General features: G+C 59.7%; 11 protein-coding genes and 1 pseudogene. 7 read left to right on the forward strand and 5 right to left on the reverse strand.

Going from position 1 to position 17270, the window contains the following annotated elements:
- Positions 1-152 precede the first annotated feature (152 nt).
- The gene (gene glyS / locus DOU54_RS17025) at positions 153-2306 is read left to right on the forward strand and encodes a glycine--tRNA ligase subunit beta (RefSeq protein WP_113380951.1); all 2154 of its coding nucleotides are present in this window, start codon (positions 153-155) and stop codon (positions 2304-2306) included.
- A 229-nt stretch (positions 2307-2535) separates the two neighbouring features.
- Complete coding sequence (locus DOU54_RS17035; protein WP_006699481.1) at positions 2536-3030, forward strand: 2-thiouracil desulfurase family protein; 495 nt, start codon at positions 2536-2538, stop codon at positions 3028-3030.
- A gap of 55 nt (positions 3031-3085) precedes the next feature.
- Here the strand turns inward: DOU54_RS17035 and DOU54_RS17040 are convergent, their stop codons facing one another.
- The 3 genes from DOU54_RS17040 to purD all read right to left on the reverse strand — a co-directional run bounded on the left by DOU54_RS17040 (position 3086) and on the right by purD (position 7169).
- Entirely contained in the window at positions 3086-4909 is a 1824-nt protein-coding gene (locus tag DOU54_RS17040; protein WP_113380952.1) for a methyl-accepting chemotaxis protein, read from the reverse strand.
- 316 nt (positions 4910-5225) lie between these two features.
- On the reverse strand, positions 5226-5741 hold the full coding sequence (locus DOU54_RS17045) for a plant virulence effector HPE1-like domain-containing protein (protein ID WP_113380990.1): 516 nt from the start codon (positions 5739-5741) through the stop codon (positions 5226-5228).
- A gap of 156 nt (positions 5742-5897) precedes the next feature.
- The gene (gene purD, locus DOU54_RS17050; RefSeq protein WP_113380953.1) at positions 5898-7169 is read right to left on the reverse strand and encodes a phosphoribosylamine--glycine ligase; all 1272 of its coding nucleotides are present in this window, start codon (positions 7167-7169) and stop codon (positions 5898-5900) included.
- 423 nt (positions 7170-7592) lie between these two features.
- Between purD and DOU54_RS17055 the strand changes: the two genes are divergently transcribed.
- The 4 genes from DOU54_RS17055 (at position 7593) to ubiA (ending at position 13499) form a co-directional block, all read left to right on the forward strand.
- Positions 7593-9917 (forward strand): Tex family protein, encoded by a 2325-nt coding sequence (locus DOU54_RS17055; RefSeq protein WP_113380954.1) that lies wholly within the window; start codon positions 7593-7595, stop codon positions 9915-9917.
- A gap of 168 nt (positions 9918-10085) precedes the next feature.
- Positions 10086-11342: a cyclopropane fatty acid synthase gene (locus DOU54_RS17060; protein ID WP_045532680.1), complete on the forward strand. Its 1257-nt coding sequence runs from the start codon at positions 10086-10088 to the stop codon at positions 11340-11342.
- A 283-nt stretch (positions 11343-11625) separates the two neighbouring features.
- A complete protein-coding gene (locus DOU54_RS17065; RefSeq protein WP_113731711.1) occupies positions 11626-12426 on the forward strand; it encodes a MipA/OmpV family protein in 801 nt (266 codons plus the stop codon).
- A gap of 119 nt (positions 12427-12545) precedes the next feature.
- Positions 12546-13499: a 4-hydroxybenzoate octaprenyltransferase gene (ubiA, locus tag DOU54_RS17070; protein WP_107340501.1), complete on the forward strand. Its 954-nt coding sequence runs from the start codon at positions 12546-12548 to the stop codon at positions 13497-13499.
- Between the two features lie 71 nt (positions 13500-13570).
- Here ubiA and DOU54_RS17075 read toward each other — a convergent pair whose 3' ends face one another.
- Positions 13571-14137, reverse strand: a complete 567-nt coding sequence (locus DOU54_RS17075) for a DUF6101 family protein (RefSeq protein WP_004440141.1) — start codon at positions 14135-14137, stop codon at positions 13571-13573.
- Between the two features lie 365 nt (positions 14138-14502).
- Here DOU54_RS17075 and DOU54_RS17080 point away from each other — a divergent pair, with 365 nt between their 5' ends.
- Entirely contained in the window at positions 14503-16941 is a 2439-nt protein-coding gene (locus tag DOU54_RS17080; RefSeq protein ID WP_022555670.1) for a DUF1217 domain-containing protein, read from the forward strand.
- A 52-nt stretch (positions 16942-16993) separates the two neighbouring features.
- On the opposite strand, the pseudogene DOU54_RS28205 reads toward DOU54_RS17080, so the two are convergent.
- A pseudogene (locus DOU54_RS28205) lies at positions 16994-17270 on the reverse strand (LysR family transcriptional regulator); the annotation flags it as partial.

Below are 17270 nucleotides of genomic sequence, written 5' to 3' on the forward strand. Positions count from 1 at the left end.
AGCAAGACCAGCGGCAAAAGTCACCAGCTATCGGTTAAATTACCGCGGCAGGTGATGCCTGCCGCGGTAATTTAACCGATAGCTGGTGACTTTTGCCGCTGGTCTTGCTAAGTCCGCGACACTCTTTTGCAACAGATAAAAGTCCTTATCCCATGCCCGATCTTCTGCTTGAACTTCGCTCCGAGGAAATCCCTGCCCGCATGCAGCGCAAGGCGGCGGGCGATCTGAAGAAACTCGTCACCGATGCCTTGGTGGAGAGAGGGCTGACCTATGAAGGTGCGCGTGAATATTGGACACCGCGTCGCCTGACGCTGGATATTCGTGGCCTCAACGCCCGCTCGGCCGATGTGCGTGAGGAAAAGAAGGGTCCGCGCACCGATGCCAATGAAAAGGCCATCGAAGGCTTCCTGCGTGGCGCAGGCCTCAACGATATCTCGGAAGCGCAGGTTGTTTCCGATCCGAAGAAGGGTGATTTCTACATCGCCATCATCAACAAGCCGGGCCGTCCGGCGGAAGAGATCATCGCCGAGGTGATGCCCGGCATCATCCGCTCTTTCCCCTGGCCGAAATCCATGCGCTCCGGCCCCGCTTCGATGCCGAAAGGCTCCAGCTATGCCGGTATCGAAGGCAAAGGTTCGGAAAGCCTGCGTTGGGTGCGGCCGCTGCAGTCCATTGTCTGCCTGTTCGGCCCCGAACACGATGAAACGCAGGTCATCCCGTTTGCCATCGATGGTATCGTTGCCGGTAACGTCACCTATGGCCATCGTTTCCATGCGCCGGGTCCGATCACCGTGCGCCGTTTCGAGGATTATGTCTCAAGCCTCGAAAAGGCGAAGGTCATTCTCGATGCCGAGCGCCGTAAGGACATCATCCTGCACGACGCCAAGGACCTCGCTTTCGCTAACGGGCTCGACCTTGTGGAAGACGAAGGCCTGCTGGAAGAAGTTTCCGGCCTGGTCGAATGGCCGCAGGTGCTGATGGGCACTTTCGAAGAGGACTATCTGCAAATCCCCGCAGAAATCATCCGCCTCACCATCAAGACCAACCAGAAGTGTTTCGTCACCCGCAACCAGGGTGCGGAAGAGGGCCTTTCCAACCGCTTCATCCTTGTCTCGAACATCGAAGCGAGTGATGGCGGCAAGGAAATCATCCACGGCAATGGCAAGGTCGTGCGCGCGCGCCTGTCGGATGCCCGCCATTTCTGGACCCGTGACCAGGGTGATCTGCCCGATCTTGAGACGTTGAAGGACTCGGCTGCAAAATTCAGCCTCGATCTTAAAAAGCCGCTCGACCAGCGCATGGCGAAGCTCGATGCGCTCAACGTCACCTTTCACGCCAAGCTCGGCACGCAGGGCGAGCGCGTATCCCGCATCCGCGAACTGGCGAAGACGCTGGCCCCGATCGTCGGCGCCGATGCCGCGCTGGTGGACCGCGCCGTTGTGCTGGCCAAGGCCGACCTGCGCACCGAAGCCGTCGGCGAATTCCCCGAGCTTCAGGGCCTGATGGGCCGCAAATATGCGGCGCTTCAGGGCGAGAACGAAAGCGTCGCGGCCGCCATCGAAGATCACTACAAGCCGCAGGGTCCTTCCGACCGCCTGCCGGCCGACAAGGTGGCGATCACGGTCGCTTTGGCCGACAAACTCGACACCCTCGCCGGCTTCTGGGCCATCGATGAGAAGCCCACCGGCTCGAAGGACCCCTTCGCGCTGCGCCGTGCGGCGCTGGGTGTGGTGCGTATTCTGCTTGAGAAGAACGTGCGGCTGCCACTGCTGAGCGTTGCCAAGGATCCGGACCTTCTCTCCTTCTTCCACGACCGTCTGAAGGTCTATCTCCGCGATCTCGGCGCGCGTTACGATCTGATCGACGCCGTCCTGACGCCGGAATCCGACGACCTGCTGATGATCGCCCGCCGTGTCGAAGCGCTCACCGCCTTCATCACCGGTGAGGATGGCCGTAACCTTCTGGCAGGCGCCAAGCGCGCCACCCAGCTTCTGGCCGCGGAGGAGAAGAAGGGGACTGTGGTGGCGGATGGCGTTTCGGAAGAGTTGTTGAAGCTCGATGCCGAAAAGGCGCTTTATGCGGCGATCAAGACCGCGTCTGCCGATGCCGCGAAGGCTGTTGCCGGCGAAGATTTCCGCTCTGCCATGCAGGCGCTTTCGACGCTTCGCGCGCCCGTCGATAAATTCTTCGAAGATGTGCTCGTCAACGACGAGGACGCGGCCATCCGCGCAAACCGTCTGGCGTTGCTGAAGGCCATTCGCGAGGCAACTGGCACGGTTGCGGATTTCTCGAAGATAACGGGCTGATAGGGTTGGGGTAGCCGTACATGTCAGTGTGCGCGGTTCACCCCCCTCTGTCCTGCCGGACATCTCCCCCTCAAGGGGGGAGATCGACTTGTGGCGAGCTCTCAACCACATTGAACGTTTCGGGAAGAGGGGGAGCATGCCTCTCGCCGATCTCCCCCCTTGAGGGGGAGATGCCCGGCGGGGCAGAGGGGTTAAGCCACAGCCTCAACTCCCGCAGGATAACTTCCCATTGACCCACCCCACCTCCAAAATCCTCATCAGCGCCTGCCTCCTCGGCCAACCTGTCCGTTACGACGGCAGAGGCAAGCCCTTCTTCCACCCGGCGATCGACCGCTGGCGCAGCGAAGGCAGGCTGGTGGCGATCTGTCCGGAGATGGCGGGCGGTATGCCCGTGCCGCGCCCGCCGGCGGAAATCGAAGATCGTGCCTCCGGTCTCGATGTGCTGGAGGGCCGCGCCCGCGTGCTAGAGGTGACCGGCGGCGATGTCACGGCGCAATTCATTGCCGGCGCAGAAAGGGCGCTGGCCTTTGCGAGGGCCAATGCCTGCACATACGCGCTTCTGATCGACGGCAGCCCGTCCTGTGGATCGGTTGCGATCTATGACGGTTCGTTTTCTGGCGTCAAACATGCGGGCAATGGGGTGACGGCGGCGCTGCTCGAAAAAGCTGGTATTGCCGTTTTTTCACCTGCCGATATCGACCGGCTGGATGTGCTGACCCGTTAAAAGAAAAGCGCCGGAGTTCCCCGGCGCCTTTGTTCATCGATAGTCTTGCGGCGTATCACCCCGCCATGCGCATCTCATGCGCCATGGCATGAAGCTGGTGACCGGACGACACGCGGAAGCCGCGGATGAGGTTCAACAGTTCCTCGGTGTCCACGGCAAGCGCTTCCGCTGAAGCCGTGGTTTCTTCCGCCATGGCCGCATTGTGCTGGGTGGCGACGTCGAGCTGGTTGAGCGATGAGGAGATCGAGCGCAGCGTCGTATCCTGCTCGGCTGCCGAATGGGCGATCTTGCTGACGATCTCGTTAGCGGATTTGATCTGGTCCGAAATTCGCTTCAGTGCATCGCCGGCCTCGCCCACAAGCCGCACGCCATTTTCCACCTGGGCGGAAGAGCGGGCGATCTGGTCCTTGATCTCTTTGGCGGCAGCCGCGGATTTCTGTGCGAGTTCGCGCACTTCCTGCGCTACCACGGCAAAGCCCTTGCCAGCCTCACCCGCGCGAGCAGCTTCGACGCCAGCATTCAGTGCCAGAAGGTTGGTCTGGAAGGCGATATCGTCGATCACGCCGATGATGTTGGAAATCTGGTCGGAAGACTGCTCGATGCCGCTCATCGCCATGATCGCTTCTTCCACCACACGGTCGCTGCGCATGGCTTCCGAGCTGACGGTGGTGACACGCTTGGCGGCGTCAGCTGCTCCTTCCGCCGTCTGGCGCACCGCAACGGTCAGTTCGTCAAGCGCTGCGGAGGTCTCTTCCAGATTGGCAGCCTGCCGTTCGGTACGCTGTGATAGCTCGTTGGAGGCCTTGCGGATTTCTTCCTTTGAGCCGCCAATGTCGATGCTCTTGGAGTTCACCTTGGCCATGGCGGCATCGAGATGGGTCAGGGCTTCGTTGAAATTGGCGCGCAGCGCTGCGTAACGGTTGCCGAGGTCGCCGCAGCGCACGGTCAGATCGCCGCCGGCCAGCTTTTCCAGCGCCTCGCCGATGGTGGCGACCACACGCGCCTGCAATTCTGCCTCGTCGCGCTGCATGTCGAGGTTGTTCTGGCGCTCGGCATTGAGCTGTTGCTGCTGTTCTTCCTCACGGCGCTGCATGGCATGGCGCTCGCGTACCTTGTCCTGAAGCGAGGCAGTAGCCTTCGCCATCATGCCCACTTCGTTGGTGAGGCCAGTATGGGGAATGGCGAGCGAGACGTTTTCATTGGCGACTTCGCCAAGCGCGCGGTGAATATCGCCGAGGGGCTTCGAGATACCACGGATGACATAGAAAGCGGCTGCAAGCGCCAGCACGAAGATCAACGCGCCGATGGATAGCGCCTTCATCACCTCGCCGCGCACCTGTGCGTTCAGATCATCGATGTAAACGCCGGTCACGACCACCACCTGCCAGGGTTCGAAGGCAAGTGCATAGGAGCTCTTGGCGTAGTCATTGCCTTCCATGCCGGGCTTCGGGCCGTAGAAATCTGTCTGGCCGCCGCCATTGCGACCAAGCCGCACCAGCTCGTCACGATAAGCGAAACCCTTGCTGTCAGGCTTGCCCTTGAAGTTCTCGCCGACGCGCTTGGCATCGGGATGGAACTTCATCGTCACATCGTAATCATATCCGAAGAGGTAGCCATCCGGGGTGAAGCGTATGGCGCTGACGGTTGCATAAGCCTGCTTCATGGCCTCGTCGCGCGAAAGGGTGCCGGCCTTTTCCTTGTCGTGGAAGGATTGCAGGATGGAGATGGCCGACTGCACCTGAGTCCGCAGCATTCCGTAGCGTTCCTCATAGATCGCGTCGGTGGCGGACTTGAGCTGGTAGAAGGTTGCCACGGCGAAGGCGGCCATCAGGGCCACTACGAGAACGATCAACTGACGGGAGATGGAAAGGTTCTTCATGGGCGCTCACAAGCGTTTGGCCTCGCGCGCCTCGCTTTGCCGCGCGCTGCCGGTGTTTCGGAAAAGGGAGAAGCGCATGATGCGCCGGGAAGGGCCTGAAGAGCGGCATCCGCCCAAGGCCTCATGCTGTGCTGCATTGCACCATGAGATGACTTAGCAGCCAAAAATTTGAAGATATATTTAATTAGTGGAAGCTTTATCACGCCAGCCGGCGGAATAACCTCTCGGGGATTTTTAATTCCCCCAATGGTTGCTGATGGCCTTGAAAAATACAGCGCGGACGCGATTGTTTGACATTTGTCATCCAATCCGCAGGTCAGTTGCCGCGCAATTGGAAGTCCGGGAAGGTGGTCGGAGCGGGCAAGGCAGAAGCGCGTGAGGAGGCCGCCGCATCGGTACTCGAAATTTCCCTAGTAGCCGCAGTGGTGGTCGTCATGTCTATGCCGCCGGGCGTCGCAGCGGTTTCCTGCGTGTGCGCCGCGGGCTCCGCGTCGTCATAGGTGGCGATTGCGGTGCCAGACGCTTCCTTCGGCATCCATGCCGGATTGGTGCTGACAAATGTCACGGGCGCGCCGCCGAGCCATGCTTCCGTGCGCACCAGCGTCTGCTTGCCATCCACTTCCCGCATTTCCGTGTGCTGGGTCCCGGGTTCTATGGAAGGAATGCTGTAAACCTGCGCCGCGGTTTTCTCCTTGACCTGCTGGCAACCCGTGCAGTCGCGACGGATGAAGCTGCCATTGGTGGTATGAACACCGTTGATATATTCGATGGAAGACGCCATGGCAGACCCGCCGGTCAGCACGACAATCGCTGTCAGAAGAAGACGCCGCATCGAAAAAGCCCCCAAATAACGGCGCCGCCTCGTGATACGGGCAAAGTGCGCCATTCCATGTTCGGGCAAGTATTACCGGCGTTTCGTTTCCATCGGGTCAGCAAACTTGGTAAAAATTGAACGAAATATTCGTTGCCGGCCCGTTTGATCTAAAAATCAGGCCTTTTCGCGCGCCACAGCCTGCCAGCCGATATCGCGCCGGCAAAAGCCGTTTTCCCACTCCACCCTGTCCGCCAGCGCATAGGCGTGGGCCTGCGCCTCCGTCACGGTCTTTCCAAGGGCGGTAACGTTCAGCACGCGGCCACCCGTAGCCACCAGCCTGTCGTCCTTCAACGCAGTCCCGGCATGGAACACCTTCGCTTCTTCGCTCGCTTCAGGAATATGCGCGATCGGCGTGTTCTTGTCGTATGCGCCGGGGTAACCCTTGGAAGCCAGGACGACGGTCAGCGCAGCCTCGTCGCGCCATTCCGCGTCAACCCTGTCCAGTGTGCCAGTGGCCGTGGCGTAGAGGATGGGCAGCAGATCACTTTTCAGGCGCATCATCAGCACCTGGCATTCCGGATCGCCGAAGCGCACGTTGTATTCAATGAGTTCCGGGCCCTTGGCGGTAATCATCAGTCCAGCAAAGAACACGCCGGAGAAGGGATTACCATCTTTCGCCATGCCCGAGATCGTCGGCTCGATGATTTCTTTCATGGTGCGCTCCACCATGGTCGCGGTCATTACGGGGGCGGGCGAATAGGCGCCCATGCCGCCGGTGTTCGGGCCGGTATCGCCATCGCCGACACGCTTGTGATCCTGCGCGGTGGCGAGCGCCAGCGCGGTCTTGCCGTCGGAAAGGCAGAAGAAGCTCGCTTCCTCGCCATCGAGGAAGGCCTCCACCACCACTTCGGCGCCGGCCGCGCCGAAAGCGCCGTCGAAGCAGTCGTCAATCGCGGCAAGCGCTTCCGCTTCCGTCATGGCCACGGTCACGCCCTTGCCGGCGGCAAGCCCGTCGGCCTTGATGACGATGGGCGCACCCTGTGCGCGGACATAGTCCTTGGCCGGCTCTGCGGATTTGAAACGCTGGTAAGCGCCGGTCGGAATATCGTAGCGCGCGCAGAGATCCTTCGTGAAACCCTTGGAACCCTCCAGCTGAGCTGCCGCTTTCGATGGCCCGAAAGTGGCGATGCCGGCGGCACGCAGGTCATCCGCCAGACCGGCGACCAGCGGCGCTTCCGGGCCGATGACGACGAAGTCGATTGCCTTTTCTTTCGCAAAGGCGATGACGGCAGCATGATCTTCCACGTTCAGCTCCACGAGCGTCGCATGGTCGGCGATGCCGGGATTGCCGGGGGCGGCGTAGAGCGCATCAAGCAGGGGGGACTGGGCGATTTTCCACGCCAGCGCATGTTCGCGTCCGCCGGAACCGATCAACAGAACTTTCATGGTCAATACCCCTGCAAATTCGCCAGTAACCTTGTGTCAGCGGCGTTAAGGGCAGGGGGGCGAAAGGTCAAGACGAATATGTGGCGATTGCCGCGCATGGAGCCTGCGAATAGAGGCTGCAAATCCCTCCTCCGTCATGCCGGACTTGATCCGGCATCCAGCCACGGCGCGTCTGCGCCGTGAAAGAGTCTTAAGCGATCAAGGACTTGATCGCACTGGACCCCGGATCAAGTCCGGGGTGACGGTGTGCGGATGGTGCCGTTCTGCATCAGAAATCGCTTTTCGAGACGCCGCGGTCACTACGATGAATTGCCTGTCTTTCCCCTGAAGTCAGCCTTTCCTGTGGAATCGTTGTCGCCTCTTGTTGTCACGCCACAATCAGACATTATGGTCGCCGCTCCAGATATGACAGCAGAGACCCATATGACCGCAGACAACGCCCGCCTCGCCACGCTCATCGCCTCCGAAATCAACGCCCGCCCCGATCAGGTAAAGGCGGCGGTGACCCTGCTGGACGAGGGCGCGACCGTTCCCTTCATCGCCAGATACCGCAAGGAAGTGACGGGAGGGCTTGACGATACCCAGCTGCGCACGCTTTCCGAACGCCTTGTCTATCTGCGCGAACTCAATGCCCGTCGCTCTTCCATCGTCGATTCCATCAGCGGGCAGGGAAAGATGACCGATGAGCTGATGGTCAAGATAATGCAGGCGGGCACCAAGGCCGAGCTGGAAGACCTCTACCTGCCCTATAAGCCGAAGCGCCGCACCCGTGCCGAAATCGCCCGCGAAAGGGGTCTTGGCCCGCTTGCCGAAGCCATATGGGAAAACCGCGCCGCCGATCCGGCGAAACTGGCGGAGGCCTATGTGCAGGGCGAGGTGGCCGATGTGAAGGCGGCGCTCGAGGGCGCGCGAGACATCGTGGCTGAAACCATGACGGAAAATGCCGATCTGCTTGGCCGCCTGCGCGATTACATGCGCCAGAACGCCACCTTCCGCGCCAAGGTGGTGGATGGCAAACAGGCGGCCGGCGAGAAGTTTTCCGATTATTTCGACCATTCCGAACGCTGGGCGACGGTGCCGGGCCACCGGGCGCTCGCCATGCTGCGCGGCTGGAACGAGGAAATTCTGACATTGACGATCGATGTCGATGCAGACGATCCCGCACCGGTGAAGCCGGCGCAGCGCACCATCGCCGCCGCCTTCGATATCCGCAATGCTGGCCCCGCCGATCAATGGCTGATGGAGGTCGCCGGCTGGACCTGGCGCGTGAAACTCTCCATGTCGCTATCGCTCGACCTGATGCGCGAGTTGCGTGAGCGGGCGGAAGAAGAGGCGATCAATGTCTTCGCACGGAACCTCAAGGATCTCCTGCTGGCCGCCCCCGCCGGATCGCGCGCCACCATGGGTCTCGATCCGGGCATCCGCACCGGCGTCAAGGTGGCCGTGGTCGATGGCACCGGCAAGCTGCTGGACACCTCGACGGTTTACCCCTTCCAGCCGAAGAACGACGTGCGCGGCGCGCAGGCGGAACTCGCCTTGCTCATTCGCAAGCACAATGTCGAGCTGATCGCCATCGGCAATGGCACCGGCAGCCGCGAGACGGAAAAGCTGGTGGCCGATCTTCTGGCCCAGATGCCGGCTTCCGCTTCAGGTACAAAGCCCACCAAGGTAATCGTGTCGGAGGCGGGCGCATCCGTCTATTCCGCTTCGGAACGGGCGGCGGCTGAATTCCCCAATCTCGATGTATCGCTGCGCGGCGCGGTCTCGATCGCCCGCCGCCTTCAGGACCCGCTGGCGGAACTGGTGAAGATCGAGCCGAAATCTATCGGCGTCGGTCAATACCAGCACGATGTCGATCAGGGCCGCCTCAGCCGCTCGCTCGATGCTGTCGTGGAAGATGCCGTGAATGCCGTCGGCGTAGACCTCAACACGGCCTCGTCGCCGCTTCTGGCGCGGGTTTCCGGTCTCGGTGCCTCGATTGCCGATGCCATCGTTGCCCATCGCGATCAGACCGGTCCATTCGCGAGCCGCAAGGAATTGCTCAAAGTGCCGCGCCTCGGCCAGCGTACCTTCGAACAATGCGCGGGCTTCCTGCGCATTCCAAACGGCAAGGAGCCGCTCGATGCTTCGTCCGTTCACCCGGAAGCCTATGGCGTGGCGAAGAAGATCGTCGCCGCCTGCGGCCGCGATCTGCGCTCGCTGATGGGCGATAGCGCCACCTTGAAGTCGCTTGACCCTAAGAAGTTCATAGATGAGCAGTTCGGCCTGCCGACCGTCAAGGACATCATCGCCGAACTGGAAAAGCCCGGCCGTGACCCGCGCCCGAGCTTCAAGACCGCGACCTTTGCCGAGGGTGTGGACGAGATCACCGATCTGAAACCCGGCATGTTGCTGGAAGGCACCGTTACCAATGTGGCTGCCTTCGGCGCCTTCGTGGATATCGGCGTGCATCAGGACGGGCTGGTGCATGTCTCGCAGCTCGCCGACCGTTTCGTCAAAGACCCGCATGAGTTCGTCAAGGCGGGTGATGTCGTCAAGGTGCGAGTCGTTGAAGTGGATGTGAAGCGCAAGCGCATCGGGCTGACCATGCGTAAGGATGGTGGTGAGGCTGCGCCGCAGCCGATGCGGGAGAGGGGCAATACCAACGCCATGCGCCACGCGACAGCCAAGCCCAAAGATCGCAACGAGGGGTCGCAATCCGGTGGTGCACTGGCAGCTGCCCTGGCTGAAGCCATGAAGCGGCGCTGACCTGCGGTTGAAATGATTTTTCTGAGTAAAGCCCTGCCATACACCTCGGCAGGGCTTTTTGCTTGATGAAATCGTTCAATTTTTTTGAAATAAGACTATCTTGCAACTTATGCCGAAAGGAATACGGTCAGCAAAATTGATAAGTGAGACTTAGCAATTGGGGGTGCCATGGCGTCGTCTCTGCATGTTCTTCTCGAAAAGATAATCAAGAACGGTGATCTGACCGTCAACAGCCCCGGCGGCAGCCGCACATTCGGCAATGGTGCCGGAAAAAAGGTGGTTCTCGACTTCACCGACGAAGCCGCCATGCAGGAGATTGCCGCCGATCCGGCGCTCAAGCTTGCTGAAATGTACATGGAAGGCCGCGTGAAGGTCGCGGAAGGCGACATTTATGATTTTCTGGCGCTGGTCAAAAGCAATACGCTGAGCGAAGCCCTGTCCTTCGGCATGATCTGGCGTGGCATGGCTCGCATCATCGCCGCCCGCATCAAGATGCATCTGCCGGTCAATCACAACAAGAGCAACGTCGCCCACCATTATGATCTGAGCGCAAAGCTGTTTGACCTCTTTCTCGATGAGGACTGGCAATATTCCTGCGCCTATTTCAATCCGCCCGGCATCAGCCTCTATGAGGCGCAGGTCGCGAAAAAGCGGCACATTGCCGCCAAGCTGATGACGGAGCCGGGCCAGAGTGTTCTGGAAATCGGCTCCGGCTGGGGCGGCATGGCCATGTATATCGCCGAGAGCGCCGGAGCCGATGTCACCGGCATCACGCTTAGCGAGGAACAGCTGCGCGTTTCCCGCGACCGAGCCGCAAAACGCGGTCTTGCCGGCAATGTCCGCTTCGAGTTGCAGGATTATCGTTATCTGCCTGCCTCGAAAAAATACGACCGCATCGTCTCCGTCGGCATGTTCGAACATGTCGGGCCGACCCATTATCGCGACTATTTCGAGAAGGTGGCGGAGGTGCTTGATGACAAGGGCGTGATGGTGCTGCATTCCATCGGTCAGCCCTATCCGGCACTGGCGACCAACCCCTTCATCGAAAAATATATTTTCCCCGGCGGCTATATCCCATCGCTCGCGGAAGTGTTGCCGGCCCTCGAGAAGTCGCGGCTGCTCGTAAAGGATATCGAAATTCTGCCCATGCATTATGCCCATACGCTTCGCCACTGGCGGGAACGTTTCGTGGCACGCAAGGCAGAAGCGATCGCGCTTTACGATGAGCGCTTCTTCCGCATGTGGGAGTTTTATCTGGCGGGGTCGGAAATGGCCTTCACCCATGAAAACTTCCACATCTTCCAGATCCAGATCGCCAAGGATCGCGATGCCGTGCCGCATAATCGCGACTACATTGCGCAGAACGAGGCAAAGCTGCTGGAGTTTGAGAAGACCCGGGCGCCGCTGGAGAAGGTGACATTCTGACGACGGTGTGGGCGACGAGTGACCGGATTGCGGAGAGTATTGACAAGCGTCTCCGCAATCTCGGCGTCACCCTCGGGCTTGTTCCGAGGATCTATCCACGTTGCGTAAAGTCCTTCGGTCGCAGATGCTCGGGACAGGCCCGAGCATGACGAACGAGAGGTTTGGCGCCGTGTCGTGAGCCTCGCAGTGGCGTCTGCTTCTTAACGCACTGGTTAATCGAATGGAAAGACAATCCCTCTAATTCTACGGACACCTGTCTGTATTGCGTTTCTGGGGTTCTTTCATGTTCAAGCCATCAGCGGCAGCCGCCGCCTGTATCCTGTCGCTTTTTGCCGTGGGCAATGCCCATGCGGCTGGCTGGTTTTCCGGCGACTGGTATCTGAAACTCGGCGGCGCGGGTTTCACTGCGCCGAAATATCAGGGCGATAACAAGAATGAATTCGGCTTTTCGCCCATCATTTCCCTCGGCCGTCAGGGGCAGGGCGCCCGTTTCACCTCCCGGAACGACAGCGCCTCCATCTCGCTTCTGGATAACGGTCCGATCAGCATGGGTCTCGCCGGCCGCCTGATTTCTCCACGTGATGAGGGTGATTCTGCGGATCTGAAGGGCATGACGCGTATCAAGCGCGGCGGCGAGCTTGGTGGTTTTGCCGAGGCTTATCCGACCGACTGGCTGCGCGTTCGCGGCGAAGTTCGTCAGGGCATCCGCAGCCACAGCGGCGTGGTCGGAGATGTCGCTGTCGATGCCTTCACCGATATCGCCCCCGGCATCCAGATTTCGGCCGGCCCGCGCGCCACGTGGGTGAGCAGCAAATACAATGAACGTTATTACGGTGTGAGTGCGGCACAGACGGCCGCCGGCGCGCCATCGCCCTATAGCCCGGGCGGCGGCCTGCATTCGGCCGGTATCGGCGCCGCCATCACCTGGAAAGTCACCGAAAATGCCGAAGTCGGCTCCTTTGCGGAATATCGCCGCCTGACCGGCGATGCCGCGGACAGTTCGCTCGTGCGCGAGCGCGGTTCGAAGAACCAGTTCATCATCGGGGTTCAGGCGAGCTACAAATTCAATTTCTCCCTGCCCTGACACGAGTGGAGATATGCTCCTGAAAAGCCCCGCCGCGAACAGCTGCGGGGCTTTTCTGCGTGTACGGTCGGCTGCTGAAATCCATTCCGATTTTGCGGCTGATGCTGTAGAACCATCCCATGGTTCACCACAGCGATTTGTCAGACCGCGTCTCCGACGCGCCATCCAATAACTGGGTCTATCGGATTTTGCCGAGGCCCCTCTGGCCCTATGCGCAGCTGGCCCGGTGGGACCGACCCATCGGCTGGCAATTGCTGATGTGGCCATGCTTCTGGTCCGCAGCCCTCGCGGCTAACGCGGCGGTGTCGACCGGCGGCTTTTCCTGGGGCACGCTGCTCTGGCACCTAGTGCTGTTCTTCATCGGATCGGTGGCGATGCGCGGCGCGGGCTGCACCTATAATGATCTGGCCGACCACAAGATCGACACGGCAGTGGCGCGCACCCGCTCGCGACCGCTGCCGTCGGGCCGGGTGAGCCGCGGACAGGCCAAGGTCTTCATCGTCCTGCAGGCGCTTGCCGGGCTGGTCGTCCTCCTGCAGTTCAACAGTTTCGCAATCGCGACCGGTATGTTCTCGCTGTTCTTCGTGGCGATCTATCCCTTCGCCAAGCGCTTCACCAACTGGCCGCAATTTTTCCTCGGTCTTGCCTTTTCCTGGGGCGCGCTGATGGGCTGGGCGGGGCAGTTCGGATCAATTGCCTGGCCGGCTGTCCTGCTTTATGTCGGCTCCATCGCCTGGACGATCGGTTATGATACAATCTACGCCCATCAGGACAAGGAAGATGACACGGCGGTGGGCATCGGTTCTACCGCCCTCCTGTTTGGAGAAAACACACATCGCTGGCTGGTTTTCCTTTATGGCACAGCCCTTGCCATGATGTTCCTGTCGTTCTGGACGGCGGGTGTTAACGTCATTGCCTATAGCGGACTTGCCGCCGCGGCTCTCATGCTGTTCCGGCAGGTATGGGTGCTTGATATCGATGACGTTGACCAGTGCCTCGTGCTGTTCAAATCCAACAACCGCGTCGGCGTGCTGATTTTCGCAGGGCTCATTCTGCCGCTGCTGCTGGTGTAAGCTGCGGGAATAGCGAATACGAAAAAGCCCGGTCGCGTCATCCGCGCCGGGCTTTTTGTGTTATGAAGAAGTCAGTTGCGGGCGATGATTTCCTTGCCCTCGATCTTCATGCTCATGCCGAGCGAACCGGTGGAACGGCGAACGAGGAAGCGCGGGCGGCGCTCCGCGAAATAGGAATGGCGGCGGCGCGGACGGGTATTCTGGGTGCGCACCTTGCCGAGATGTTCTTCCAGCGGACGGGCGACGCCATCGGCTTCCACCATCAGCATGGGAATGCGGTAGGCCTCGGACCAGCTGCGCCAGTCGGCGGCGATATCGCACAGATCGTGGGCGACGAGAAGCGGAACGCAAAGATCCGGATCGTCGTGATGCAGCTCGAGAGTCACCGTCACCTGCCCGTCACCATGGTCGATGGCGCGGGCGGCAACACCCTTGAAGGCGCGGGCAGGCAGGGCGAAGGACAGAGGCAGGCCGGAAGAGGACAGAACCTTTCTCAGAACGGCGCCCCGTTCATCGAGGGTGACGGCGACATCGGTCGCGCCATTGCCTTTTCCATAGGTGACCTGTTGCGGAAAACGTGCCGGGTCTAACCTGAGAGTGGCGACGGCCCAGTCGGGCTTCAGAACGGTCTTGGTCATGTTTATTCTACCCTTGTTTTACCTGAGAGCCGGTTTCCGGTCTTCTCATCGGGACTTTTCGTCCTCTGATGTCAGGAGAATATCCGCCGCCTGTTCGAGACTGCTTAAAAATCGCGGTTAAGAAAACTTTGCATTCCCAAATGGTTAGCAAAACACACTGTGGCATGGTTTCGCTCGGGTAAAGGAGATCGGGACAATGCGGTTTTTATCCCGGTCGAAATTGTGCTCTTTCAAGCTCCGGGCAAGGCGCGTCCTGCATAGTCGCGTCGGGCCCTGCCGCGCTTCCGGATGGAGGCATGGCGGGGCGGATTCAAGCGGAGTTTCGACGTCCCACGGGGACGAGCGAGGCTCCAGGGGGCATTCGGATGGTATCGACTTATCTCAGCTACGACCTCATCAACCGCGATATGAAGACAAGCATTTCACGCGTGTCGCAGCAGGCAATCACCGAGCGTCAGACGAAATATTACAAGGAAAACATCGGCAATGTGAAAAGCGTCGATGAATTCCTCGATAACTATCAGCTCTATTCCTATGCCATGGATGCCTTCGGCCTCGGCGAGATGACCTATGCCAAGGCTTTCATGAAAAAGGTGCTGGAGAGCGACCTGAACGACCAGAACAGCTTCGCCAACAAGCTGACGGACGAGCGGTATCGGGAATTTGCCGCTGCCTTCAATTTCACGGCCTCGACAAAGACGGTTCAGACGGAGGCACAGCTCGACAAGATGATCGGGCTCTACGGGACGTCGATCACCGACATGGATGACAGCCTTGCCGAAGAGACCCGCTATTACAAGGCGATCATCGGCACGGTCACCAACGTTGATCAGCTGCTCCAGAACGACAGGGCCCGCGCCTATATATTTCAGGTCTTCAGCATCGATGAGAAGACCTATACCTATTCCCATATCCGGGGATTGATGACGAGCGACATCGCCGATCCCGACAGCTACCTCAATCAGAAATTTGGCGCTGCCTATAATGATGCGGTCGAAAAGCTGACCATGAAGGGTAATATCGAACTGCACGCGGAGGTCACGGCGCGCATCGCCGCAATCGACACTTCGCTCGCGGGAACGGAACTGACAGACGAGCAGCGCACGGCGCTCGAGGCGGAAAAAGTTACCAGGCAGGACCAGCTGACGCAGCTCGAAGCCGTGCTGCCACCCAAGAGCGAGTGGGAAGCGAAGCTTGCCGCGATCACCGCAGAACAGACGACGCTTTCAAATGCCGTTACCCAATATAACAAGATGGCACAGCTCGCCGCCGCCTTCGAATTCAAAAACGATGGCACCGTTGCCGCCGGCGGGGCGCAGAAAGCTGATAATATCAAGGTGATGACGGATGCCTACATCAGCAGCGCACCGCGCGTGACACCGACGGTCGCCACGCTGAACCGCGACTATTTCGAATCGAAGATCGGTTCGATCAAGACCGTGGACGAACTGCTCTCGGATACGCGTCTCCTCAACTATATCAAGGTTGCCTTTGACCTTAACGACCTGACGATCGTGACGGCGACGATCGAGAACATCCTGACCAGCGACCTGAACGACCCGAACAATTACATCGCGACTTTCGGCAAGAACGACAAGCGCTACCTCGCCATGAGGAACGCGTTCAATTTCAAGACGGACGGAACACTTGCCGACGGCACGACGCCGCAGACGACGCTGCAGACCGCGACCACGACAAGCGGCTACATGACCCATTACGGCGAAAAGGATGACGCCGCCGACGAGAAGGCGCTGACCTTATTCAAGAGTGACATTAGAAGCGTCACGTCCGTCAAGGATTTCCTCGACAGCAGCGCAGTCTATAATTATGCGCTGAAGGCCGTCGGCCTCGATCCGGCCAAGGTGAATGCGGCGGATATCCGCAAGGTCCTCACCAGCGATCTTCAGGACAAAAAGAGCTACGTCTATACGCTGAAAGACGAGCGCTATGTCAAACTGGCGGAGCTTTTCAACTTCGCACCGGACGGAAGCCTAGGCTCCCCGGTGCTGGCACAGTCGGAAATCGAGATGCAGACGATGTCGGCTGACTACATCAAGAAGAAGTCGGCTTTCGGCACTGAGAAAGACAAGGAAACCGCCAAGAAGGAGGCGGAATATTTCACGGGCGAGATGCAGAAGATCAAGACGCTCAAGGATTTTCTGAGCAATGATCGTCTCACGGAATTCGCGATGGAATCGCTTGGCATCGATCCCAAAACTGTGACGAAGGAACAGCTGCAGAAGATGTTCTCGTCGAAACTGGATGATGGCGAAAGCTATCTCAACAAGGAAATGGATCCGGTCTTCCGCCGTCTCGTCACCGCCTTCAACTTCGATTCTGACGGCAATATCCTTCACGAAGACCGCAGCCTGATCCAGACACGGCGCGGTCTCTACGAGACACTGGACAATTATCTGACCCAGACCCTGGAGACGCAGGCGGGCGAAGAGAATGCCGGCGTCCGTCTGGCGCTTTATTTCAAGCGCATCGCGGCAGGCACGACGTCCTATTATTCCATTCTTGCCGATACCGCGATCCAGAGTTTCATCAACACCACCTTCGGCATTCCTGACGAACTCGGCAATGCCCCGGTCGATACGCAGGTGGCGATGATGAAGAAATATTTCGACATCAAGGATTTTCAGGACCCGGAAAAGGTAAAGAAGCTCGTCGCGCGTTTTACCGTCATGTATGACAACGCGCAAAACACCACAGATCCCATCATGATGCTGTTCAATGGCAGCGGCTCTGCGGGAATCAGCGGCGATACGCTGCTGGCGGTAGCGACGCTGCGCGCGCGATAGGCGCGTTCAGACCGGCTTGTCAGCAGGGGGCGCTCCACGATCCGCCGCCGGACTACCAGCCCGGCAGCATATGCCCGGCGCGCAGGCGCGGCATCTTCGGATAGGTCTTCACATCGCTGTCCATCTCGTCGACCACGCTCATCGGTGAGATATTGTCGAGGCAGGCGGTGATATGGTCGGTGATGGCATTCACCAGCGATGGGGAAAGGCCCGGTCGTTTCATCAGGCCGATCTGCACCGGCGGCAGCGGCGGGAAGCCGTCTGCGGCGGTCAGAACCTTCATGCCGGTGCGCAGCGCCGATTCCGGCAGCACCGAAACAGCCATGCCC

The organism is Agrobacterium sp. MS2 (assembly GCF_003261015.1).
GTDB lineage: Bacteria > Pseudomonadota > Alphaproteobacteria > Rhizobiales > Rhizobiaceae > Agrobacterium > Agrobacterium pusense.

What these genes read in the sequence shown, in the direction of transcription:
- glyS (WP_113380951.1), top strand. Translation starts at nt 153, where the DNA reads ATGCCCGATCTTCTGCTTGAACTTCGCTCCGAGGAAATCCCTGCCCGC.
- DOU54_RS17040 (WP_113380952.1), bottom strand. Translation starts at nt 4,909, where the DNA reads ATGAAGAACCTTTCCATCTCCCGTCAGTTGATCGTTCTCGTAGTGGCC.
- DOU54_RS17045 (WP_113380990.1), bottom strand. Translation starts at nt 5,741, where the DNA reads ATGCGGCGTCTTCTTCTGACAGCGATTGTCGTGCTGACCGGCGGGTCT.
- purD (WP_113380953.1), bottom strand. Translation starts at nt 7,169, where the DNA reads ATGAAAGTTCTGTTGATCGGTTCCGGCGGACGCGAACATGCGCTGGCG.
- DOU54_RS17055 (WP_113380954.1), top strand. Translation starts at nt 7,593, where the DNA reads ATGACCGCAGACAACGCCCGCCTCGCCACGCTCATCGCCTCCGAAATC.
- DOU54_RS17060 (WP_045532680.1), top strand. Translation starts at nt 10,086, where the DNA reads ATGGCGTCGTCTCTGCATGTTCTTCTCGAAAAGATAATCAAGAACGGT.
- DOU54_RS17065 (WP_113731711.1), top strand. Translation starts at nt 11,626, where the DNA reads ATGTTCAAGCCATCAGCGGCAGCCGCCGCCTGTATCCTGTCGCTTTTT.
- ubiA (WP_107340501.1), top strand. Translation starts at nt 12,546, where the DNA reads ATGGTTCACCACAGCGATTTGTCAGACCGCGTCTCCGACGCGCCATCC.
- DOU54_RS17075 (WP_004440141.1), bottom strand. Translation starts at nt 14,137, where the DNA reads ATGACCAAGACCGTTCTGAAGCCCGACTGGGCCGTCGCCACTCTCAGG.
- DOU54_RS17080 (WP_022555670.1), top strand. Translation starts at nt 14,503, where the DNA reads ATGGTATCGACTTATCTCAGCTACGACCTCATCAACCGCGATATGAAG.